The 23,682-nt window shown below is 46.3% G+C and carries 20 protein-coding genes; 5 read left to right on the top strand and 15 right to left on the bottom strand.

Features of this window, described 5'->3' with window-relative positions; all coding sequences use genetic code 11:
- Positions 1-9 precede the first annotated feature (9 nt).
- The 3 genes from ACKPBX_RS08960 to ACKPBX_RS08950 form a co-directional block, all read right to left on the bottom strand.
- Positions 10-1,173: an ATP-grasp domain-containing protein gene (locus tag ACKPBX_RS08960; protein WP_319995190.1), complete on the bottom strand. Its 1,164-nt coding sequence runs from the start codon at positions 1,171-1,173 to the stop codon at positions 10-12.
- Positions 1,174-1,548: 375 nt separating this feature from the next.
- Complete coding sequence (locus ACKPBX_RS08955) at positions 1,549-2,616, bottom strand: hypothetical protein (protein WP_288925794.1); 1,068 nt, start codon at positions 2,614-2,616, stop codon at positions 1,549-1,551.
- A 17-nt stretch (positions 2,617-2,633) separates the two neighbouring features.
- Complete coding sequence (locus ACKPBX_RS08950) at positions 2,634-2,924, bottom strand: hypothetical protein (RefSeq protein WP_319995189.1); 291 nt, start codon at positions 2,922-2,924, stop codon at positions 2,634-2,636.
- 332 nt (positions 2,925-3,256) lie between these two features.
- On the opposite strand from ACKPBX_RS08950, the gene ACKPBX_RS08945 reads away from it, so the two are divergent.
- Positions 3,257-4,411 carry a plasmid pRiA4b ORF-3 family protein gene (locus tag ACKPBX_RS08945; protein ID WP_319995188.1) on the top strand — a complete coding sequence of 385 codons (1,155 nt, stop codon included), beginning with the start codon at positions 3,257-3,259 and terminating at the stop codon, positions 4,409-4,411.
- Positions 4,412-4,803: 392 nt separating this feature from the next.
- Here the strand turns inward: ACKPBX_RS08945 and ltrA (ACKPBX_RS08940) are convergent, their stop codons facing one another.
- The 9 genes from ltrA (ACKPBX_RS08940) to deoB all read right to left on the bottom strand — a co-directional run bounded on the left by ltrA (ACKPBX_RS08940) (position 4,804) and on the right by deoB (position 15,523).
- Positions 4,804-6,042, bottom strand: coding sequence for a group II intron reverse transcriptase/maturase (gene ltrA / locus ACKPBX_RS08940; RefSeq protein WP_319995187.1), 1,239 nt, complete (start codon positions 6,040-6,042; stop codon positions 4,804-4,806).
- Between the two features lie 549 nt (positions 6,043-6,591).
- The gene (locus ACKPBX_RS08935) at positions 6,592-7,038 is read right to left on the bottom strand and encodes a group II intron maturase-specific domain-containing protein (protein ID WP_319995186.1); all 447 of its coding nucleotides are present in this window, start codon (positions 7,036-7,038) and stop codon (positions 6,592-6,594) included.
- Positions 6,969-7,925, bottom strand: a complete 957-nt coding sequence (ltrA, locus tag ACKPBX_RS08930) for a group II intron reverse transcriptase/maturase (RefSeq protein ID WP_319995185.1) — start codon at positions 7,923-7,925, stop codon at positions 6,969-6,971. The genes ACKPBX_RS08935 and ltrA (ACKPBX_RS08930) overlap by 70 nt, the downstream gene beginning before the upstream one ends.
- A 510-nt stretch (positions 7,926-8,435) precedes the next feature.
- Positions 8,436-9,701 (bottom strand): NCS2 family permease, encoded by a 1,266-nt coding sequence (locus ACKPBX_RS08925; protein ID WP_319995184.1) that lies wholly within the window; start codon positions 9,699-9,701, stop codon positions 8,436-8,438.
- Between the two features lie 26 nt (positions 9,702-9,727).
- Positions 9,728-10,675 (bottom strand): ABC transporter permease, encoded by a 948-nt coding sequence (locus ACKPBX_RS08920; RefSeq protein WP_319995183.1) that lies wholly within the window; start codon positions 10,673-10,675, stop codon positions 9,728-9,730.
- Positions 10,676-11,746 carry an ABC transporter permease gene (locus ACKPBX_RS08915; RefSeq protein WP_319995182.1) on the bottom strand — a complete coding sequence of 357 codons (1,071 nt, stop codon included), beginning with the start codon at positions 11,744-11,746 and terminating at the stop codon, positions 10,676-10,678.
- 4 nt (positions 11,747-11,750) lie between these two features.
- Entirely contained in the window at positions 11,751-13,283 is a 1,533-nt protein-coding gene (locus tag ACKPBX_RS08910) for an ABC transporter ATP-binding protein (protein WP_319995181.1), read from the bottom strand.
- A 13-nt stretch (positions 13,284-13,296) separates the two neighbouring features.
- Positions 13,297-14,328, bottom strand: a complete 1,032-nt coding sequence (locus ACKPBX_RS08905) for a BMP family lipoprotein (RefSeq protein WP_319995180.1) — start codon at positions 14,326-14,328, stop codon at positions 13,297-13,299.
- A 22-nt stretch (positions 14,329-14,350) separates the two neighbouring features.
- On the bottom strand, positions 14,351-15,523 hold the full coding sequence (gene deoB, locus ACKPBX_RS08900; protein ID WP_319995179.1) for a phosphopentomutase: 1,173 nt from the start codon (positions 15,521-15,523) through the stop codon (positions 14,351-14,353).
- Between the two features lie 49 nt (positions 15,524-15,572).
- On the opposite strand from deoB, the gene ACKPBX_RS08895 reads away from it, so the two are divergent.
- Positions 15,573-16,229, top strand: coding sequence for a Crp/Fnr family transcriptional regulator (locus ACKPBX_RS08895; RefSeq protein WP_319995178.1), 657 nt, complete (start codon positions 15,573-15,575; stop codon positions 16,227-16,229).
- Positions 16,230-16,397: 168 nt separating this feature from the next.
- Positions 16,398-17,102 (top strand): purine-nucleoside phosphorylase, encoded by a 705-nt coding sequence (gene deoD / locus ACKPBX_RS08890; protein WP_319995177.1) that lies wholly within the window; start codon positions 16,398-16,400, stop codon positions 17,100-17,102.
- A 423-nt stretch (positions 17,103-17,525) separates the two neighbouring features.
- Here deoD and rpoN read toward each other — a convergent pair whose 3' ends face one another.
- From rpoN to mgtE, 3 genes are all read right to left on the bottom strand, one after another.
- Positions 17,526-18,821 (bottom strand): RNA polymerase factor sigma-54, encoded by a 1,296-nt coding sequence (gene rpoN, locus ACKPBX_RS08885; protein ID WP_319995176.1) that lies wholly within the window; start codon positions 18,819-18,821, stop codon positions 17,526-17,528.
- Between the two features lie 158 nt (positions 18,822-18,979).
- Complete coding sequence (locus ACKPBX_RS08880) at positions 18,980-20,299, bottom strand: purple acid phosphatase family protein (protein WP_319995175.1); 1,320 nt, start codon at positions 20,297-20,299, stop codon at positions 18,980-18,982.
- 141 nt (positions 20,300-20,440) lie between these two features.
- Positions 20,441-21,778 carry a magnesium transporter gene (mgtE, locus tag ACKPBX_RS08875; RefSeq protein WP_319995174.1) on the bottom strand — a complete coding sequence of 446 codons (1,338 nt, stop codon included), beginning with the start codon at positions 21,776-21,778 and terminating at the stop codon, positions 20,441-20,443.
- Positions 21,779-22,180: 402 nt separating this feature from the next.
- On the opposite strand from mgtE, the gene ACKPBX_RS08870 reads away from it, so the two are divergent.
- Together ACKPBX_RS08870 and ACKPBX_RS08865 are read left to right on the top strand one after the other, a co-directional pair.
- A complete protein-coding gene (locus ACKPBX_RS08870) occupies positions 22,181-22,522 on the top strand; it encodes a (4Fe-4S)-binding protein (protein ID WP_407702534.1) in 342 nt (113 codons plus the stop codon).
- Positions 22,523-22,960: 438 nt separating this feature from the next.
- Entirely contained in the window at positions 22,961-23,530 is a 570-nt protein-coding gene (locus ACKPBX_RS08865; protein ID WP_319995173.1) for a histidine phosphatase family protein, read from the top strand.
- Positions 23,531-23,682: the final 152 nt, after the last annotated feature.

Below are 23,682 nucleotides of genomic sequence, written 5' to 3'. Positions count from 1 at the left end.
TCCCCCAGTCTATTCGGTTACGGAAATCATGTGGATGATGTCCATCAGTTCTTGATATTCTGCCGCACGGATCACGTAGCCGAAATCCCCCATAATAGCCGCAAAAATCCCCGGCATTTCTTCAAACAGGACCACGTTGCCACCGTAACGGGCCATCACTTCCTCATGTGTGAAGCGGTAAGGATGGACGCCCTTGCGGCTGACGTAGCAGCAGTAATAAGGAAAATGCATCTGCGCCGTGAAATTTCCGGTCGCGACCAGTTCGCCATAAGCGGCATAGAGATCGGCGTCATTCGCCCAGTTCCACATGTCCATCGTATGCCCGCCAGGCGGACGCAGGTTGGCCTCCAGGGCAACAAGGCTGCCGTCAGGCAAACGGAAAAACTCAAAATGGAAGAAACGCTCACGGACATTGAAAGCCTGCACGAGCTTGGTGCCGATTTCACGCAAATCATCCGGCATATTGCGGTCGACATAGTAGAACATATCCGCATTTTTTTCGACGATTTCCAACACGGCTTTTTCGTACACCAGAGTAGCATCGAAAAGGATATTCCCGTTTGCATCGGTCAAGCCATCATACGTGACGATCTTTCCATCGATGAATTCCTCGAGAATGTAGGACTCATAAGGATTCTTCACATGGAAAAAGTACCCTAGTTCCTCTTCGGAACGGATTTTGTGCGTGTCCGCCGCACCTACGCCTGAATCAGGCTTGATGCAGACCGGAAAGCCGTATTCGTGGCATAACCCGAGGGCATCGTGATAGTCACCGATGACGCGCCCGCGCGCTACCCGAATGCCGACTTCGCTGAATTTTTCTTTCATGGCTGACTTTAGTTTTACGAAGGCCATATCCTCATTTTTGAAGCCGAACACGTTGAAATCGGTGCGCAGACGCGCATCCTGCGCCAACCAGTATTCATTGTGCGATTCGATTCGGTCCATTTTGCCGTGCTTGTATGTCAAGTAAGCCACCGCGCGCAGCATTTCATCATAATTTTCCATATCATTGACGCGGAAATACTCGGTCAGACTCTCGCGCAAGTCCGTATCCAACAACTCGTAAGGTTCGCTGGCGATCCCGAAAACATGCACGCCCGCCTTCTTCAGACCGACCGCGAAATTCTTGAAATTACTGGGAAAATGGGGTGAAATAAATACATAATTCATGCTGATTCCCTTCTCTCTTCCGAACATTAGATTATAATGAGAATGTACCATTATAACGGCAGATTTACAAGCGTTTTTCTGGTGAAAACGAAAAATATTGATACAATCGTGAGGTTTTTCTGATAAGCTATGAATAACTAAAATCCATTTCTTCGAAAGGCGTGAACAGTATGAAAAAGATAAATCGGTTCTCAGCCAAAAGAGCATCCGCCAGGATCATTCGACTCTCATCAGATGCGCGAAGCACCCTTCTTTCCCGACAACAAAATCAGAAAACGAATGATTCGGAAACATTTTTAGCATGTGTGATTGAATCCATGGCTGAATACGACGAAGCTCTAAGGGGATTGATTGAGCGCTAACAACCTCACTTTCTTAAACGAACAGCCATTCCAAATTCAACAGTTCCGGAAAGCTGAGCATCAACCGGTTGACCTGGTCCAAGGTCAGTTCCCCCAACTCCAGTTCACCTGCCCGGATAGCATCCAATCGTTGCCTCGCGACCCCACTCACGAAAGCCAACTCATCTGTCGGTTTGTTGACAAGGAAGATCAGTTCGAACAATGCCCGTTCGACCCGATCCAAGAAAGTATCATAAAAAACCTCACCGATTCCGGTCTTTTTTGCCGATCCGTGCGCTATCTTTCCGCAAGCCGAAAGCATATGGTCGATTGTTTCGTCCGTGTCGGCGTAAAAAATGCGGATCCTTTTCTCATCCATCGAAAACCCAATGTGGTCGACATCACTGAAGTTTGCGGAGATCTTTTCAAAAGCCGCGATTATGCCCGGCATCTGAAGTGTGATCGCCCTCGATATGAGCACATCGTCCATGAACATCCGTTTGGACTGGAAATTCAGGTCCAATGGGAAGCCATTTTTTCGCAACTCAAGCGCTGCCCGATTGATGATTTCGTTGCGGAAATCGATCATGCTGATGACCATATCCGGGTGTTCCCACGTCTCGGTTCCATCAGCTGCCGCCACTTCATCCTCCTCACTGGGATCCCAGACCTTTTCCTCTACCTGTTTCTCAATTTCCTCCCAGTTATCGGGCATGCCGTAGACCATGACGAACTGCCTGCCTTGGCGGTCCACCGCTTCAACCGTCATCATTTCATGAAAATAATGATAGGCGAAGTCATCCATGAGGGCATATTCGATCCCATCGATTACCCTGGTGCCGTATGTGTTCGCCATGCTTGTGTAGAATTCTGCAGATTCGTTTTCTCCGACATAGAGCTGTTCATCCATCAAATTCAGATAGCGCAGTTCTTGGAAATGCAGTTCCAGGAACGGAAAGCCACCATCCTGAGCAGCCAATTCACTCAATCTCTCTTCAGGTATTTCATAATCGCTCAGTTCTTCCAACAAGTCTTCCCAGTCCATTTCAAAATCAGCTTTTGCCTCAAATTCATGACTCTCAAAAATATTGTCTTCATCCATTATTGTCCGCCTCCCTTTCAACCATGTAACAATGATTCGGAACTGCGCGTCCAGAGTGAATCCCAGAGTTCGTCCGTTTCCGCTTCGGTCAATAGCGCATTTTGATAATCTTCCCAAAAAACAACATTCCGGTCCCAATCCTTGATTTCCGTGAAGGCCTTTGTTTCCTTGCAAATCGGGCAATACATATGTTTGACGTGCCCCAATTTACGCTGCTCTGCTCTTTTGCGGTAAAGCACCATCTGCGCTCCGCATTCTTGGCAGATGAACTTGCTTTGGACCATTCTCTGATCTTTTTTTCTGGTCATTTTCAACACTCCATTCCTCTGAATGACAAATCCGAAGGGACAGTGCTCAAAAAACAAATGGGTATACGAAACGATTGCAACCTTTCGTTATACCTATCATACACCTAGACACACACTGAAACAATTTTGTGAATTCGTCATCAATATTTCACAAAATTGACTTTCATGCCCCTTGATACGGCCGCTTAAACGGCAACTTTTTATACTGATATAACTATTTTCTGGTATGCTCATCCGCAAAATATCAGGTTGCTTCCCAACCCCATTATTGGTTATGATAGGGATACTAACACCCAAATTGCGGCAATTATTTTTGCCAAGGAGGCTCTTACGTGATTTACGAAATGACGATAGAAAAAAATCTGCTGACCGAACCGATTTCTCACACAATCCGGATTGAGGACAATTCCACATTCGAGCAACTGTATCAAGATATTTTGGAAGTCCTCCAGGAAGAGGCTCCCAAAAATCATTCTTTCCAAATCATACGTTCCAACGGAAAAAAGCAGTCCGGCGTCTCGATTCAGCCGCAACCTGCCTCTGACCAAGTGTCTGAAGATCCCTTTGTTTACAACGAAGACTCTGAGAATACCTCGCTTTTCGATGAAAGATTCTATGAAAATGGCACACCCCTCAAGGACTACTTCAAGAAACCCGGTGACGCGGCAACGTACATTTCCGTTCAGGATATTCCAGATGAATACACAGTCACTTTCAGAAAAACATTAACTCCCGCAGAGGCTATCTTGGCAGAGCTCAACCAACTCATTGAACGGTCTCCCGAACGCGGAGATAGCTATGACATTATAAAAGGGCAGATGGATGAATTAACACAGCTATTGAATCCATCCTCCCGAAAATCGAAAAAGCCAGCCGCACCTAAGCAGCCACAAATCTACTCCTTCAAGATCACGCTTGAAAACGTCAGAGGCCCGGTCTGGCGGAAGGTTCAGGTCAACAGCGCCAGCTCATTCCAGGAACTGCACAAAATCATCCAGATCCTGTTCAATTGGCAAGGCCACCATCTTCATGACTTTATGATCCAAAAATCGAACGGAGTCCGCCAAAAAAATGTCTACATCGAACTTATCGAGGAGGATGCGTCTCCCTTTTCCAACCTCTTTTTTAATGCCAGAAAGATTCGCCTCTCTGAAGTAGAGGAATGTCTGCATGATCATTTTCTGGTGGAGAAGGACCAAGCCCGTTACACCTATGACTTCGGCGATGATTGGCAACATAAGATTGTCCTCGAAAAAATTCTCGAGCCCGCAGAAGGAACGACCTATCCGATCTGCACGGCCGCGAAAAACGATGCCCCTTACGAAGACAGTCGTTATGAAGTCATGACCGGGGATCTCAGCCTCCTCAACAGCGATGCTAAAGGTATTGTCAGTAGCGTGAACACAGTATTGGAAATGAGGCTACATAATAAAAAAACGGCTCGAAATAAAAATATTAAAGTGTGGCGCGGCCGGTTTCCCGAATAGACCTCCAACATTCGCGGATTTCGTCTTACGTTAGGCGAGAATTATCGAATGTCACTGCAACATCCGACAATTCCGTTCCATGCTGTGATCAAATTGTCGAATGATTTCACCCATTCGACAATTTCACCTTACGCTGAGGTTAATTAGTCGAATAGCCGTCCACTATTCGACAATCTCACCCTCCTGTACAGTTTTTTATCGGTGATGAATCGGTGAGCACAGCGATTCACTCCGCATAAGCTAAGACCCGCACCCCTGCGTCTCGAATCGAGTAGGAGGAGCCTTTAGGCTCCGACCTCTCAGTCGAGTAGCACTTAGGAATTTCACCTAAATGCTCTCACAGAACCGTACGTGAACCTCTCGATTCATACGGCTCATATCACTCACCTTACTTATGGCATTAACTTGAGAGTCCAATGTGGAAACATGTTGGGCTCTCTCTTTGCCACCTCTATTAACCATTCTCTTGCTCTCTTTGGATGTCCTCTAAATCTTTTATATTTTCGAGTAGCCCACTTAACTAATCTTCTATTTAGTACATCTAACGAACTCTTGAGTTGGCTTCTGTTGTATCTTCCGAAGTAGTTAATCCATCCTCTTACTATGGGATTTATTATTTGAGATATTATTTGAATAGTACTTCCCGTCATTTTATGTATTTGTAGATTTTTCAGTTTAGTTCTGAAAGCTTTCTCCGACTGTTTGCTTACGGCTGGAAGAAAATTGAATTGCAGTCTCCCTGTTCTATCTTTGATAAACCTCTTCTTGAAAGTGTATCCCAGAAAGTCAAAAGAGGTAACAGGATACGTGCACTTTCTGTCTTTATCACTACAATATACAATTTTCGTTTTATCAGGATGAAGTTCAAGCCCACATTGTTTTAGACGTCTATCAAGTGATTCAAGAATATTCCGGCATTCTATTTCTGATTTACAGTGGATTATTGCATCATCTGCGTATCTTTCAAAAGGAGATTTTGGGAAATAAATGTCCATCCACTTATCAAAAGCATAATGCATAAATAAATTTGCTAGAACGGGACTTACTACACCACCTTGTGGTGTTCCGCTTTCTCTCTTGACCTCTTCACCATTTCTATTTACAAAAGGTGTTTTCAACCACCTCTCTATATAGAGAATTAGCCAGTCTTCCTTTATGTGCTTGTGAACAGCTACCATGAGCAGATCATGAGGAATATTGTCAAATAAACCCTTGATATCAAATTCCAAAACATAATCGTATTTCCAGCATCTCGTTCTGGCTTGTCCTACTGCATCTAAAGCGGACCTATTCGACCTATATCCGTAAGAGTCTTTATGAAAAATAGGCTCCAATGATGATTCCAGATAGTATTTCACTACGGTTTGCGCTATTCTGTCGGATACCGTAGGTATTCCTAGTGTCCTTGTACCGCCATTTTTCTTCGGTATTTCAACCATTTTTACTGGAGGCGGAAAATAGGTACCCGAACTCATCCGATTCCATATTTTATATAGGTTAGCCGATAGATTTTCATCGAATGCTTCAAAATCTTGCCCATCTATTCCAGCACTGCCTTTATTGGCTTTTGCTTTCTTATAGGCCTCAAATACTGTCCTTTTGGGAATAATGTAAGGTTTGCTGTTGTTCATCTGTTCCTCCTGCTTTCTAACAGTTGACTTTTTACTTTCAGCTAAATGATATAACCCCTTCACTCCACTATCATTACAATAGCTTCTTCATTACTACGGGTTATTCCGCCCCTATACAGCACATCACTACTTTCGGTCTTATCTTTCTGTGACTTGTACCTTTTCGTTTATCATTGCTGTCTAGGTTCCTGTGTTTCACATCGAAGCCTGTTATGCATTCATGCCGCCTTAATACCGGATGCCGAGTAGCCAACAGGCAGTTTGGTCGCTACTCTTGTCCTTGATGAGTGGTGAAGTTCAAGTTTTGACATCGTTTTACGCTATCGATACTTCATCAGCGGTTCACTTGCGTTCATCTCTACATAACCTACATGACCATTATTTATGGCCTTTTCCATAGTTGCTCACTACCATAGCTCTTTACTACAGCAGCACTAGGTTGTTTAATAAGTCTGCCTGCCACAGCCCTTATTGGAGGGCCTTCCTCCATCTTCGATGTGCCTTTGCACAGCACACCACCACCGTGCGTACGGTTCCGTACACGGCGGTTCAATAACTTAAGTATCTGTGCTGGTATAGTTGATTGAGGTCTTTCAGACCCCAACTTACCAGCCTTTTTTTGTTAATAGCTCTGTGAATCGTCTGGTTTTTCGACATTCTCCAGTAGCCTTTACGGGAATTTGCAACTTTCCAAGCCTCTTCCCTACCAATACCATAACGCATTAATCCGTAAAAGCGGGTAGAAACTCTTTTCCATCTCTTCCAAATTAGCTGTCTCAATCGGTGATTAAGCCATTGAGCTGTTTTGCTAATAAAGGTCTTCATGTCACCAATGCCATAGTAGTTAATCCATCCTTGTGTGTACAAATTGATTTCTTTCACTATGTCTAGGAAGGTGCCCGGTCGTTTCCGACTAGTTAGCTGTTTTAATCGTTTGCGAAATTTGTGTTTAGCCGTCTTATGAGGACGGCTTCTGACTTTCCCATCGTTTTCCAAATGGTGAACCCAAGGAATTTAGCACTACCGGGGGTAGTAACTTTACTCTTATCGGTATTCACCGTTAGCTTTAATTTCTTCTCAAGGAAGGTAGTTACACTAGTCAGTACCCGTTCTCCCGCACGAGGAGTCTTGACGTATATGCAGAAGTCATCCGCATAACGAACGAAGCGATGACCTCGTTTTTCCAGTTCTCTGTCTAGCTGATTGAGATAGATGTTGGCTAAAAGCGGAGAGATGACACCACCTTGCGGAGTACCTTTATAAGATTGGATAAACGTATTCTCTTCCATGATTCCCGAGCGAAGAAAACTCCAGATTAACTTCAGTACAATCTCGTCCTGTATGAATTCTCTCAGATACACCATCAGTTTTTGATGATTTACCATATCGAAGTAATTCTTCAAGTCACAGTCTACGATTGTTTTATATCCTTCTTCAATGTATTTCTCGGCTTGTTTAATGGCATCATGCGCGCTTCTCCCTTTTCGGAAACCGAAACTGTACTTGGAAAAGTATGGGTCAACCAACGGTTCTATTATCTGTAGGATAGCCTGTTGAACAATTCTGTCTCTCACAACTGGAATTCCCAGATTCCGCATACTGCCATTCTCTTTGGGTATGGAAACCCGCTTGACCGGTTGTGGCTTATAGGTTCCATCTAATAATTTCGCAATGATCGCCTTTTGGTACTTGGCCATATGTTCATCTATTTCTTGAACAGTAATGCCATCAATACCCGCAGCGCCTTTATTTTTGTAGACTTTCTCGCAGGCAATGACTAGGTTTCTTGGTGTTGCGATTTTCTCGATTAACGTGATACCATCTTGTTTCCTCATATCCATGCTGTATCTCTCTACGCTTCTCCATATCTCTTTCGTTTCCAACTTATCCCTTCTGGAGACAGCCGTCATTTTGGTCTATACCACGACGTTTTCTGTAGTGCCGAGATACATTCACCTCCTTGTTTCTATCAAGATTATTATTGTTCAGCCCTTCATAACCATATGGTTACTACTATGGCTTCTGCTGACTTCTTATGGCAAGCTTTACTCCATGATTCCTCATGTCCATAAGACCTCCCCGGGTAAGAATGATAACCTTCCACTCATGTCACTGCCTCATTTACTGTCAGAGATTCGTGCAGTATAGGACTTCACTTTGTTGAGCAAGCTCGTCCGTCTCCAACCAGCCTTATATGAGATTTCTGTCCGTCAGTGCGAGTATTTGCGTCCGACTTCCTTCAGATTCCACCTCACGGTGGACACCCTTGTCATTCGCTAACAGTTCCTACTGCAAAGCCTGTAGTGGACTTTCACCACCAAGTTATCACCCATGCCGGGCGCACTCAAAAAGCAAAAAGCCGATCTCCAAAAGAGACCAGCTTTTTGCCTTTTTCAAATAAATTTCAAAACGAAATACAGAATAAAGATACCCGTCAATCCGTACATCATTTTTGATACCGCTTGTCGATCATCCGAAAACACTTTGATGAACGTATACAGGATAAACCCCCAGCCGATACCATCCGCGATATTAAACGTCAACACCATCATCAGCACCATCAGGATAGCCGGAAAATATTCCGTGAAATCATCAAAATTGATGCCCTTCAGATTGTTGGCCGCTAACAAGGACCCTACAATGATGAGCAAAGCCGAGATGACTGCCAGCGGGATAAGGGCAATGAAGGGAATCAACGCGATGGTGAACAGGAAATAAACGCCCACCATAAAGGATGTCAATCCGCTTCTTCCTCCTACAGCGATGCCCGTTGCGCCTTCCGCACTTGTGCAGGTGGAGCTGCAGCCCAACAAACCGGCAATCATCACTGATAAAGCATTCGATTCCAGCGTTCGTTTCAATACTTTCGGTTGTTCGGATGTCAAAAAACTGACTTGTGTCCCTAAGTTCTGGAAAACGACCAAAATCAGAAGAGAAAATACGGCAACCCAGTAGTCCATCGACAGAACGCCCGAAAAATCAAGTTGGAAGACAAACGGCTCCAAGGAACCCAGATCGATGAAGGAATAGGAAAAGGAGCTGATATCCGTTACCCCTAGCGCAATGGAAATGAGAACACCGAAAATAATCGTTAATAAAAAATTGCCTTTTACATTTTTGACGAACAGGATCAGCCCGACCAGCAGCGTTGCCAAGAGCGTCAACGGCACCGGTTGAAAAATATTATTCAGTGCCACGATTGTACCCTCTGAGGATACGATGATGCCGCCGTTCTTCAAACCAAGGAATATCAGGAAGAAGCCGACTCCCGCGCTCATCCCTTTGATCAAAGTCACCGGGATGGAGCGAAGGAGTTGATCGACCACGTTGAAATGCGTCAACAGAAAGAAGAGTAGCCCGACGATAAAGATAATCGATAAACTTTGTTGCCAAGTAAAAGCAAAGGCATCGACCAAGATATAGGTAAAGAAAGCATTGTCGCTCATCCCCGGGGCAAGTATCAAGGGTGAATTGGCATACAGGCCCATCAGAATGTTACTGACGGCCGTTGTCAGTATCGTCGCAATCACAACCGAATTATAATCCATACCGGCTTGAGATAAAATCAACGCATTGACGGCCACAATATACACAATAGAGAAAAAGGAAGTCGCACTCGCCAACATTTCGGTTCGTAAGGAACTTCCTTTCTCTTTCACACGAAACAGTTCTTGCAACAGCTCCATCATCTCACGCTCGCGTCATAATGGACACCCAGCGCTTTTGGTCCCCTAGTTTTTCTTCCTGTGAAGATAAGCGCCAACAAGGTCACGATGTATGGCAGCATATAGAAGAATTCAGTCGGAATGGCACTCGCAAAGTCCAAGATTTGGATTTGGTCTTTGATGGCTTGTGCGAATCCAAAAAGTAACGCTCCCATCATGACGCCGTATGGGTTCCAGCGTCCCAGAATGACTGCCGCAATCGCGATGAAGCCTTGCCCGGCGATTGTATTGAACGAAAAGTTTCCGTTTGTCGTCAAGACAATCGTCGCTCCTCCCAAGGAAGAAATCGAACCACTGAGCATCACAGCCCAGAATTTAATTTTCATGACGTTGATCCCGGCAGTGTCGATGGATCCAGGATTTTCGCCGACCCCTCTCAGACGCAAGCCTGCAGGTGTGCGGAAGAAGTAAAATCCGATGGCAAAGACCATAATGAAAGCCAAATAGGTTGTAGGATAGGAACGGAACAAGGCATCCCCAATGAACGGGATGTCGGATAATACCGGTATGTTCACTTTTGCGAACATATTCCGTAAGCGTGGTGTATCTGCCGCGCCATCAAACAGCAATTTCACCAAGAAAAAGGTGAAGTTGGCGGCCAACAAGTTGATGACCACCCCACTGATGACATGATCAGCCTTGTATTTAAGCGTCGCCAGCGCATGCATCGCTGAGAACAAGGAAGTGAACACAAAGGCCGATAATAAACCTATCCATGGGCTGAACCCGCCCATCCCCATCGATTCGGCGAAGTTGGCGCCGATAGCGGAGAAGAAAGCCCCAGAAATCATGAAACCTTCCACACCTAAGTTGGTGACGCCGGCCCGCTCGCTGAGCATCCCGCCGAGTGCACCGAACAACAGTGCTGTAGCAAAAATCAAACTGCCGCTTATAATATTGGCTACCATCTATTTCGCCTCCTCTTTATGCAATTGTTTCTTTGGCAATAATGCTTTGACGATTCCGGGTGCTGCCACAAAGAAAATAATAAGCGAGATCACAATACCGATGATTTCGCTCGGCACGCCCGCACCGAACTGCATCCCTTGCGAACCGTAATTCAAGGCCCCGATCAGAATCCCGGATAAGGTCGTTCCCAATGCGGAATTGCCTCCCAACAAAGCAATGGCCACACCATCGAAGCCTATACCGCTTGTGGAGGAACTGATTGCGACATATCCATAAACACCCAGCGTATCCAAAGTACCGATCAAGCCACCCAAAGCCCCGGAAAGGAACATCGTGCGGGTCATAATGCGGTTCACGCGGATGCCGGCATAGGAAGCTGCATTCGGATTCAAGCCTACGACTTTGGTTTCATACCCCCAGCGGGTCTTCTCAAAAAAGTAGTAAAAAGCAAAGATGATGAACGGGACCAGAAAGAATCCCCAATGGATCCGCGCGCCATCGAACACTTCGTTCAAGGAAGGGAACGTGATGCCAGCCGATTCTTTGATCATGGCAGAACGTGCCGTTCCTTCCTGCGCCGCGAAATTCTTGATCAAAATATGGCTGAAATACAACGCGATATAGTTCAGCATGATCGAGCTGATGACCTCATTGATCCCAAATTTGGTCTTGAGACCCGCAACCAAAACACCCCATAATCCACCCGCTACGACACCGACAAAGATGGCCACAATACCGTGCAAAATAGGCGGCATCTCGATGAGCGTACCGACCAAAAGCGAACTGACGGCGCCCATGATGATCTGGCCGTCCACCCCGATGTTGAATACACCCGCTTTATTGGCCACTGCAACAGCCAGGCCACTCAAAAGCAGCGGAATGATGGCACGAATCGTTTCCCCGATATCATAAACCGATCCGAATACTTTTGTGACCAACGACTGATAGGCAACCAACGGATTGTACCCACCGATGACCATCACGATTGCCCCGATGACGAGTGCAATCAGTACGGCGATGACCGGAATCATTACATTGCTGTTTTTTGTCTTTTTTTTCACTTTTTCCATGGTATCATTCCTCACCCGATCCTTTACCAGCCATCATCAGACCCAGCTCTCTGTCGTTCGTTGTCTCTGGTTTTGTTTCCCCGACGATTTTGCCGTCGAAGATGATTGCTATCCGGTCCGACAAGGTCAAAATTTCCTCCAACTCAAAAGAAACCAATAAGATAGCGACTCCTTTGTCACGCAAACGCACGATTTGGCGATGGATAAAATCGATGGCGCCTATGTCCAGACCTCTTGTCGGCTGCACGATGATCAGCAATTTCGGATCGCGGCTTATTTCCCTCGATAGGATGACTTTTTGTTGATTACCGCCGGACATGCCCCGTACAACCGTATATTCATTTTCAGCACGGATATCATAGTTTTGCATCGCTTCCCGCGCTTCTTCATACATCCGCACTTTGTCCAGTTTGATTCCTTGGTTATGCTTTTCCTTGTAATATTCGATCAAAATCAGGTTTTCGGCTATATCGTTATCCAAAACAAGACCATGCTTATGTCTGTCGGCCGGCACATAGCTCACACCGGATTCATAGATTTCACGCGTGGATTTCTCTTTGATCGAGACGCCATTGATAAGGACATCCCCCTCATCGAATGCGCGCATCTTGACGATTGCTTCCACCAATTCACTTTGCCCATTCCCGTCCACCCCGGCAATCCCTAAAATTTCGCCGGCCGCTACGGTCAGATTAACATCGTCCAAAATACGCTTTTTACTTGCACTGAATGAAGTAAGGTTCGTGATTTCCAACACGGTCGCTTGCGGGTTGTATGCCGCTTTCTCGATTTCACGGGAAAGATTCTTTCCGACCATCAACTCGGCAAGCTGTTCTTCATTCGTTTCAGCCACATCCACGCTGGCGATGAATTTCCCTTTTCGGATGACGGTGCATTTGTCGGCTACTTTCATGATTTCATTCAGTTTGTGGGTGATCAGAATGATGGACTTGCCTTCCGCCACTAATTTTTTCATGATCTGGAGCAGTTCCCCAATTTCATCCGGGGTCAATACCGCAGTCGGTTCATCAAAAATCAACAGATTGGCACCGCGATAAAGGCATTTTAAGATTTCAACTTTTTGTTGCATCCCAACGGGCAAATCCTCGATTTTACTGGTCGGATCCACCTTCAACCCATACTTCGCGGAGATATCGCTGACTTCTTTCACCGCTGCCTTCATGTTAATCCGGATTCCGTCCTTTGGTTCCATCCCCAAAATGATGTTTTCGGTCACGGTAAAATTTTCGATCAGTTTAAAATGTTGATGGACCATCCCGATGCCGAGGTGAATGGCATGATTCGGGTTCTCAATCTTCGTTTCATTTTCATAAACGGATATGACACCGCCATCTGGTTGATACATCCCGAACACCACATTCATCAAAGTGGATTTTCCAGCCCCATTTTCACCAAGCAGAGCGTGGATTTCTCCACGTCCTACTGTCAGCGAAATATCATCATTAGCGACAAAATCGCCAAATTTCTTTGTGATGTGCTTCAATTCCAATACTTTCTCGACCTTCGTTTGATTCATCATAATATTCTCCTTATGGCTGTTCAGGCACTGTGATTTCTCCAGAAATGATTTTTTCCTTATAGCTTTCCACTACATCCAGTACTTCTTTTGGCACATTGATATCGGAAGTATTAGCCAAACCAACGCCATTTTCTGCCAATCCTAGACGCACCACTTGTCCACCCGGGAATTCCCCTTCGGCAGCTTGTTGGGATACTTCATAGACTGCATTGTCGACATTCTTGATCATGGATGTCAAGGTAACATCATTCCCGAATTCCAAGGACTGATCTTTATCGACGCCGATGACCCAAACTTTTTCGCCCGCTTTGAAACGTTCTTGTGCTTCATTGAAAATACCATTTCCAGTTCCGCCTGCAGCATGGAAGATGACGTCCACACCATCGTTGTACATAGTGGCGGCAGCGGATTTTCCGATATCCACACGGTTGAATACCCCCGCATAGTTAACGACGATTTGCGCATCCGGATTGATTTCACGGACTCCGGCTTCAAAACCGGCTTGAAAGCGTTGGATAACAGGGATTTCCATTCCACCGATAAATCCGATCTTATCGGTTTCAGACATGCTCGCTGCAACAACGCCTGCCAGAAATGCCCCTTCATTCTCCTTGAATGAAATCGATACGATGTTGTCGATCCCTTCGATATCGGCATCGACGATTCCCAATTTGGCATCGGGATTGTTTTTGGCTATGTTCGTAACGGCATCCGCCAACGTTGCTGCCGTTGCCCAGGTCAAGTCCGTGCCGCTGTTGACGAATTGCAGCAAGCTCGGTTCCACTTCCGCATCGGATTGTGGTTCAAGGTATTTCACATCGTAGCCGAAGTCTGCTTGCAACTTTTGCAAACCTTCCCAGGCACTTTGGTTAAAGGACTTGTCGTTCACACTGCCCAAATCCGTTACCATCCCGACTTTAAACTCTTTCCCGGCAGTTGTGCCGCTCTCGCTGTTGTCACTTGAGCCACCGTTTCCGCAAGCTGCTAGCAGGGTTGTTGCCAATAAGGAAAAACCAATCGTTCTAACTGTAAATTTTTTCATCTGAATCACTCCTATGATTTTTTTATTTTAGTTCCGCCAAAAAACTTTTTCCGTGTTCTGCTTGTGGTACATCAAAATTATCTGCGATGGTTGCGGAAATATCCGCAAAATGATGGGCTGTGGTCAATTCACCTGGTTGAACCAATTGTTTTGAATAGACAAGCAACGGTACATATTCACGCGTGTGATCCGTTCCCGGTGCTGTCGGATCGTTTCCATGATCTGCCGTAATGATCAACAAGTCATCTTCTGCCATTTGATCAAGTATTTCCGGCATTCGGGCATCAAAGGCCATCAAAGCTTCCCCATATCCTTGAACATCCCGGCGATGCCCGTACAGCGCATCGAAGTCGACCAAGTTTGTAAATGAAAGCCCTTCAAATGGTTCGCCCATCACCTTCAGTAACTGATCCACGCCGTCCATATTGCTCTTTGTCCGGATAGCTTTGGTGATGCCTTGGCCATTGAAGATGTCGTTAATTTTCCCGACGGCGATGACGTCTTTCCCGTTGTCTTTCAGCTGATCCAACACGGTTTTCCCGAATGGATTCAGTGCGTAATCATGCCGGTTAGCCGTCCGTTGGAAGGAGCCGGGTTCGCCGGTGTATGGCCGTGCGATGATCCGGCCGATCATATAGGGATCATCTTTTGTGATTTGGCGCGTATATTCGCAGATATCATACAGTTCCTCCAACGGGATGATCCCCTCATGTGCTGCGATCTGAAGGACAGGGTCAGCGGATGTGTAGACGATCAATGCTCCCGTCTCCATTTGTTCCGGCCCCAGCTCATCCAGGATGGCTGTTCCCGAAGCGGGCTTGTTGCCGATGATTTTTCTGCCTGAGTAGGACGATATTTTTTCCAACAATTCCTCGGGAAAACCATCCGGGAATACCCTGAAGGGCGTATCGATCTGCAGGCCCGCAATTTCCCAATGGCCTGTCATCGTGTCTTTTCCTGCGCTCTTTTCAGCCAACTTTGTCCAATAGGCTTTGCTTGAGATCGCCTTTTCTATCCCTTTTATATCGGCGATATTGCCTAACCCCAAGCCTTCGAGATGGGGCAGCCGCAATGCCATATTCTCGGCAATGTGGCCGATGGTGTGCGCCCCGCTGTCATGGAAAACTGCCGCATCCGGCGCCTCCCCGATCCCAACAGAGTCCAATACGATCAAATGTATTCGTTTACTTTTCACGATACCCTTCCTTTCTGTTTCATGTTACAATTTTGAATGAGGTGAAATTATGAGTAAAAGCATTCAACTATTTGATGGCATGACCGACGAACAAGTACAAACCATCCTTTCAAAGCTCCCATCAAGGAAGTACAAGAAAAACCATATGCTTATCTTCGAGGATGACCCCATCGAAAAAATTTACATCATCAAGAGCGGCATGCTGAAGGTATATCGCATGCATGAGGGGAAAGAGCTCATACTCGGTTTCGCAAAAAGACATGAAGTACTTGGCGAAATAGAACTTTTTTCGGACGGCAACGCCCTATCTTCTGTTGAAGTGATTGAAGACGGAGAAATTTACTATTTATCCCAAGCGGATTTCACTACCTTGCTGTATGAAAATAAAGCCCTTCTGAAAAATATCTTCCGTATTTATAACCAAAGATTCAAAGCATTGAACAGGCAAATACAGAATCTCACATTCCATAGCGTCCACACCCGCGTCTGTCGTACCCTGCTTGACTTTATCGAAAACAGTGAGGCTTCCACTGATCTGATCATCCAGCATACGAACCAAAGCACGATCGCCAGCATCATCGGCGCGACCCGGGAATCCGTCTCAAAAACATTCAAAGATCTGCAGGACGAAAAAATCATCGCTTTGGAATCAAAAAAGATCCGCATCTTAAACCTTTCAAAGTTGAAAGCTTACGCAAACATCTAGGTCCCTGATGTCGTGCCTTCATGTTAACAAAGAAAACGCTTTCCAAGAATGAACCCTTTAACAAAATAAGTGTGAACATCCTCACACTTATGATGAGAGCGATTTCATAACGCTTCATCCTCCTTTGCTCTATCATTGGTACTAACCACTAAAGAGGAGGAAATCATTATGAGTCTTCACATTGATGCAGAAAAAGGACAAATCGCGGAAATCGTTCTATTACCGGGGGATCCGCTTCGGGCGAAGTATATCGCGGAAACATTCTTGGAGGATGCGGTATGCTATAACACCGTCAGAAATATGCTGGGCTACACAGGCACTTATAAGGGCAAAAAAATATCGGTGCAAGGTACGGGAATGGGGATGCCATCCGCAACCTTGTACATTCATGAATTGATCAATGATTTTGGCGCCAAAAACTTGATCCGTATCGGTACATGCGGTGCTATCCAAGAAGATGTGCATATCCGCGACGTCATCATCGCGCAAGCGGCGGCAACGGACTCTTCCATGATCTACAAAGATTTCGCGCCCGCCTATTTCCCGCCTATCGGAAATTATGACTTGATCAATAAAGCCTACACGCTCGGGAAAGAACAAGGTATGAAGATCCATGTCGGAAACGTCTACTCATCTGACAGCTTTTACAGTGATTCCAATATCACAGACAATATGAGCAAATATGGTGTACTCGGGGTCGAAATGGAAACCGCGGGGCTTTATTACCTAGCTTCTAAATTCCATGTTAACGCACTCAGCATCCTGACGGTCAGCGATCACCTGATCACCGGCGAATTGACCTCCAGCGAAGAACGCCAAACAACATTCAACGACATGATTATCGTTGCACTGGAAGCAGCCATCCAGGAGTAATAATAGGGATTAAAAAAACTTCTTCCATAGAAAAACGTGGGGCTGTCTCTAATGAGGCGGCCTCTTTGCGTACGCCGGCTGAAGGAGCGTATGAATAAAGTAAGAAAAGCTGAACGGGTTCGTTCAGCCCTGAAAGAAATTTAGGAAATCTGTCCGACTGAGCATCGAAGAGCGCAATAGGACAGATTTATCTAATTTCCGAAGGGCTAACCCGTGAAGCTGGACATCATTTTAGATGCATGAAACATTTTGCAAACTTGTGAAACACCTACGGTGATGCACTTTTGAGTTGAAAAAATTTTATAAATTCCTATATGTCTAAAAAAAACGAGGGAACGTCTCATTGAATGATGAGACACCCTCGTTTTTTGTTGCGTATTATCAAAAATATAAAAATGCCAGCCGATTATTGTGCCTTTCTGATCAATCGAACCGTTTCCTCTTCGAAGTGGCTGGGATGTTGAGCTCCGTCCTGTACTTGGCCACTGTCCGCCTCGAGATATCGATTTTCTCTTGGACCAACAGATCGACTATTTTCTGATCGGACAGCGGTTTGTGCTTGTCCTCTTCCTCAATCAGTTTTTGGATCATCTGTTGGACCGACGTTGTGGAGATGGCGTCTTCATTTCCCGATTTGGCTTTCCGGGACAAGAAGTACTTCAGTTCATAGAGACCCGAATCTGTTTGGACATACGTGTCGTTTATTGCGCGACTGATGGTGGATTCGTGCAGATTCAATTCCTCGGCGAGGTCTGTTAATTGCAGTGGAACAAGCGGATGCGCTTCATCAAAGAAAAAAGCTGCCTGTCTGTGCACGATTGCCGTACTGACGCGTAAAATCGTTTCACTGCGGAGCGACAAATTTTCCTGCAGCGATTCGTACTCTTTCTTTTTTTCTCTGACATACTTAACGACTTCCTTGTCCTTCATTTGCTCCAGTTCCTCTGCGTAGGCTTTATTGAAGGAAAGGATCGGCACGCCGTAGCGGGCTTCGTTTATCTGAAGTTGTGCATCCTTGATGGTGACAATGATATCCGGTCTGATCGAGATTTGCTCGTCGGCTTGGAATGCTGACCCGGGAGAAGGATTCAGATGCTGGACAAAATCGAAAACGGATTGGATATTTTCTAATGTTACCGCATATCTTTTAGAAATGGCGCCCCATTTTCTGTTGATCAAATCATCAAATGACTCTTCCAACACGATATAAGCGATATCGGGTGCATCCTCCCGCCGTTCCGTCTGCAGCATCAGACACTCCTGCAGGTTACGCGCCCCGATGCCAGGCGGATCGAGTTGCTGCAGCAGTGTCAAGGCATCCATCATTTGGATCGGGGTGGCCTTCGTTTCAGCAGCAGCTTCTTCGATGCTTTTGATGACATACCCCTTATCGTTCAATTGGTTAATCCACCAAACAATCAAGGTGCGGAGGTAGGTATCCCGATAAGTCAGCATAACTTGCTCCGTAATATATTCATAAAGGGATTGTTTACGGTCAGGTATCCAACTCAAATCATTGGCTTGACTGCCGCTTCTGGAAACCCGCGACTCCCTTACTTTCATCTGCAGAAACGGATTATCCAAAACCTTCTGATTCAGATAATCGTGTAGTTCGAGATTTCCTAACTGAAGTATATGGATTCCTTGCAGCATCGTTTGGGAAAGCGTTTGCTTTTGTGTCTGCGTTTGGGTAAGATTTTGGTTTTGGCTTAAGTTCACACATATTCCTCTTTTCTGATTCAACTCTAGTTCGATGATGCATGCACTGACACTATAACATTTTTCGGTAAAAAATGGCTTTATTTTGGCGCAAAAAAAACGTTACCCTCGAGAAAGCTCATCCGAAGGCAACGAAAAGACTATCCAGCTTTTCTCTTTCATTCCCCCGAATCCACCTTCACAATGCTGTAAGCATCCACAACCGACTGATCGGCGGTTTTATAGGTTGTGAAAGTTAGGGAATCGTCGGTCACTTCGACATTCATAAAAGTCGGTTCCTCCAACTGCAGCGCAACGGCGGCATAGCGTTCATAGACGGAGGAATCCTGCATGTCGTAATATTTGGAGTCAGAAGCTGAGTTACCGGTCAAATACAGTGTGCCTTCCGGATCGACAGCGGCGCCTGCCTCATCGTAGGCGATTTCCTCAACGACCGCATCGCCTTTCATCTGATAGGTTCGCACATAGACATGGTCATGCCCCATCAAAGCCACATCGATATCAAGTTCATCGAAGACCGGTACCAATCCGTCCCGGAAAGCCAACACATCCTCATCGCGCGCATGATCGGCACTGCTGTAGATGGATTTATGCATCAGCACAATTCGATGCGTAGCCTCCGGATTTTCCGCTACAGCCAATTCCATTGCTTCCCGATGCTCTTCGATATTGTTTCTTTGGGTGTTCAAGGCGATAAACAGCGTGTTCCCATAGGTAAAATAAAAGTCACTGCCGGCATCATCCGCGCCCAGCCCCGTCTCGTTGGGCGGATTGAAATAATCGGCAAAAGGCGTGTAATCATGGTTGCCGATTAGGGTCATGATCGGATAGAAGGTCAGTTCTTCCGGGAAGAACCAACCATCATATTGTTTCAGATTGTGGGCTGTGTTCACCTGATCTCCCGCTGATACAAGAAAGGCTGTGTCGGGAAACATTTCCGTCGCGGTCGTCACCGTCCGGTCCCATCCGTCTGCATCGATCTGGGCGCCATCGCCCGCTCCAATCTGCGGATCGCCGAAGAACAGGAAGTTGAAGTCATCGTCCTCGGTCGCCTGCGTCCGGAATGTATAGGATTCCGACCAGGCACGGTGGCCATCACCGAAGCGGTAGGAATAAAGCTGGTTCTCCTCCAGTCCGGTGATAGTGGCTTTGTGGCTTGAAAAACCGCGTAAAATACCTTCGCCAGCCGCCTCAAACGTTTCGCTCGACAGGACATTGCCTTCTTCATCCAGCTGGCTCAGCTCCACTACGCCTTTTTTGTTCATGCCCCGGGTATGCCAACTGAACGTCCGCTCCGTTTCATCCGCTCCGGGGGCAAAAGCTATATGGAATACATCCAATGTATGAGGAGCATCTTTGGTTGCCACCGATTCTTCGACTGCGGAATCCCTGTATGGTTCCTTCGCGCAGCCGGCCATAGCCGTCACTATTATTAGTGTTGCAAAAAGGACTTTCATCCTGTGATTTCTGTTGAACATCGTCCATCCCCTCCAAAATGTCATCGGGCCACTTGCAAGAAAACTGATTTGCTTACATTATATAACACCTGCCCTAAATCGAAAGAAAGAGAGGTCGCTTATCTCGTAAGCGCCTCTCGGATAACCCTTTATGCATGCCTGTCACAGCAAGTGCGGCAAGAACATTTTCGCCAAGCTCAAAAAGAGGAAGAAGCCGAATACATCGGTCGCCGTTGTCAGGAAAATGGAGGAAGAAATTGCCGGATCAAGATCCCATTTTTTCAAAGCCAACGGAATCAAGAACCCGAAGAAGCCTGCGATGATGAGATTCCCGATCATGGCTATCAGAATGATCAGTCCCAAAAAGAAATTATCATATCTGAAATAAAGAATGATGCCGGTGATCAATCCGGTCACCGACCCGTTGATTAACCCCAAGCCAACCTCGTTGAAAACATATTTCCAATCGTTTTTTATATCGACTTCCCCCAAGGCGATGCTCCGGATGACCACGGATAACGTCTGTGAGCCGGCATTCCCGCCCATTCCGGTAACGATCGGCATTGCAGCAGCAAGCGCGACTACTTGAATGATGACATCCTCGAACATCCCGACCGTAAAGGAAGCCAGGAAGGCAGTCATCAAATTGATGACCAACCAAGGCAGCCGTCTGACAACAGAAGTGCTGATTTTGTTGCCGACCTTTTCATCCTTGCTTACCCCTGACAGCATCAGCAAATCTTCTGTTTGTTCTTCGACGATGACGTCGATGATGTCATCGATCGTGATGATGCCGAGGATGGCGTTTCGGCGGTTCACGACAGGGATGACTTTCAGATCGTATTTGGAAACGATAAGCGAGACTTCCTCCTGGTCGGTTTCCGGGCGGACAGAGAGTACATTGTCGTTCATGATTTCTTCCAAACTGACATCTTCAGCGGATGCCAAAATATCCCGCAAGTCGGCCGATCCAATCAGTTCATTCGCTTTATCGACGACAAAAATCGTTTCGATGATTTCTGTTTTAGGGCCGATGCGCCGGATTTCCTGCAGCACATTTTTCATGCTGAGTTCGCTTCTCAAGGCGATGTATTTCGTCGTCATGAGCCCCCCAGCCGTGTCAGGTCCATACCCCAACAGCATCTGGATCTCATTCGAGTCGCTTTTTTTCATCATCCCCAAAATTTCTTTGCGTTGTCCGACACCGATCGTTCCCAGGATGTCGGTAATGTCATCTGGCGACATATAGGCGAAGAACTTAACGATTTTTTTCGAGTCCAGCAGACCGATCATGCCTTGCTGGAGTTCTTCTTCCGCCTCCTCTATGATGGCGGCGATTCCCTTCGCATCCAATAAATTAAGCAATCCGGCCAATTCTTCATCTTCAAATTCAAACAGAGCCGTTGCGACATCCACAGGATAGTGATCACCGATGAGCTCTTTCAATTCCGTAACATTTTGGTTTGCTACTGCGTTCAACAACAATTCGTTCAATTCCATGTCTACACCTCCAAATTGATTCATCTTTTTGAAGGCATAACAGACGGATTCTAGATGACAAGTTTCCGGTTTATATTATCTGCGTTTGGGCTGAGGATACAAACACAGACCTGATGGCTGGCTCCATGCGGAACCATTCAGGCTAAAACCGCGCCTAGGTGGTTTGTCTGCTATACCCTGACTACTATCTGCGTCCATTTGTATCACCCCAATCCTTTTGTTCTTCGTGCCACGGGGACATCAAAAAGTTCCCTGTTCTCCAAACCTAGTCTACTACTTTTCATTGCCCATAGCCACCTTTGCCCAAAAGAAGTATTCCTTTACGGATTTCATGGCCAAAGTGATATAATGGACACAAATGAATCCGCTGCCAAAAGGCGGTCCGAAAGGGGAGGCATTATTATGAATGAATCTGAACTATTAGCGAGTGGCTATCGAAAATATACAGGAGAAAAGATCGATGTCTACTTCAATTTAAGCGTCTGCACGTACTCCGGCAACTGCGTGCGGGAGAACAATGCAATCTTCGACACGAAAAGAAAACCTTGGATTTTGGCTGATGCCGATACGCCTGAAGAAGTGGCGCGCGTCATTCATACTTGCCCATCCGGAGCGCTGAAGTATCGCTTGAAAGGCTCCGAAGAAATCTTGCCGACCTTTCCCCTAGGAGCCATGAAACCCGAACAAACTGAAGACAGCCCTGAGGAAAAAAATGATTGCCCGCCGGAAAAAACTAAAAAATAGCCGATAAACCACGCCTTCTACAAAAAAAATCACCCGCGAAAGATCTCAAGAATCCTTCGCGGGTGATTTTTTCGTTCTATTCTGCCGCAGCTATCTGCGTATTTCCCCGCGGCTCCCTCAAGGTCACCACAAATCGGAAGATCGCCAACCCAAGCGACGGAATCGGTCCGCTCCTCCGGCGAGGGTTCTCCCATCGGAGTACAGCGGTATCTTGCGGACTCATCTCCTGCGAGCTTGTCCTCATCGGAGCACAGACTTTAAATGTGATGCGTCCTCCGGCGTAGCCTCCGCTCGCCGGAGGAGAAAACCAGTGTGGCGTATCACATCAGCCATATGTATGAGAGCGCGGAGTATGCGAAGGCACTCCCTGTTGACTTGCCCCCCGAAGCAAGTAGTATAATTGATATGCATACGCTTCACATCCCAGGAGGAACCCACATGAAAAAAACGTTGTACTTGATGCGCCATGGCCAGACCCTTTTCAATGTCCGCAGAAAAATCCAGGGCGCCTGCGATTCGCCGTTGACGGAGCTCGGCATCCAGCAAGCCGGAATCGCGAGTGCCTACTTTGATGCAATCGACCTCGACCACGCCTACAGCTCCACAGCCGAGCGCGCCTGCGATACGCTGGAGATCGTGACGAACGAATTGATGCCCTACCAACGCCTGAAAGGCCTGAAGGAAATGCACTTCGGTACCTTCGAAGGCGAAAGCGAAGATCTGAATCCCAAAGACAAAAGTACCTTTTTCGTTCAGTACGGCGGCGAATCCGGCGACCAGGTAATGGAACGGATGGTCCGTACTTGCACCGAAATCATGGAACAGGATGATCATCAAAACGTGCTCGCCGTTTCCCATGCCGGCGCCTGCATCCACTTCCTGCGCGCATGGCAGGATCCCCGTGAAGTAGTGAAGAACGGCATCACCAACTGCTGCGTCTTCAAGTACGAATACGACGTAGAAGCGAAAACTTTTGCGCTGTTGGAAGTCGAACGGCATGGGTTTTAAGGTTCCTTGAAAACAAATCTGGATAAATAAGAAAAGTTAAGGAAATGCCTCGAAATAACGAGGCTTCCCTTAACTTTTTTGCGCTTTTCCCACATTTAATTGGTTACCGGAGAGTCCGAAAAGATGAATAACTTTCTCTTATTCATCTTTTT

Source organism: Trichococcus shcherbakoviae (assembly GCF_963666195.1).
GTDB classification, from domain to species: Bacteria; Bacillota; Bacilli; order Lactobacillales; family Aerococcaceae; genus Trichococcus; species Trichococcus shcherbakoviae.
The sequence above is the reverse complement of the archived record's forward strand: the minus strand, read 5'-3'. Positions and strand labels throughout refer to the sequence as shown.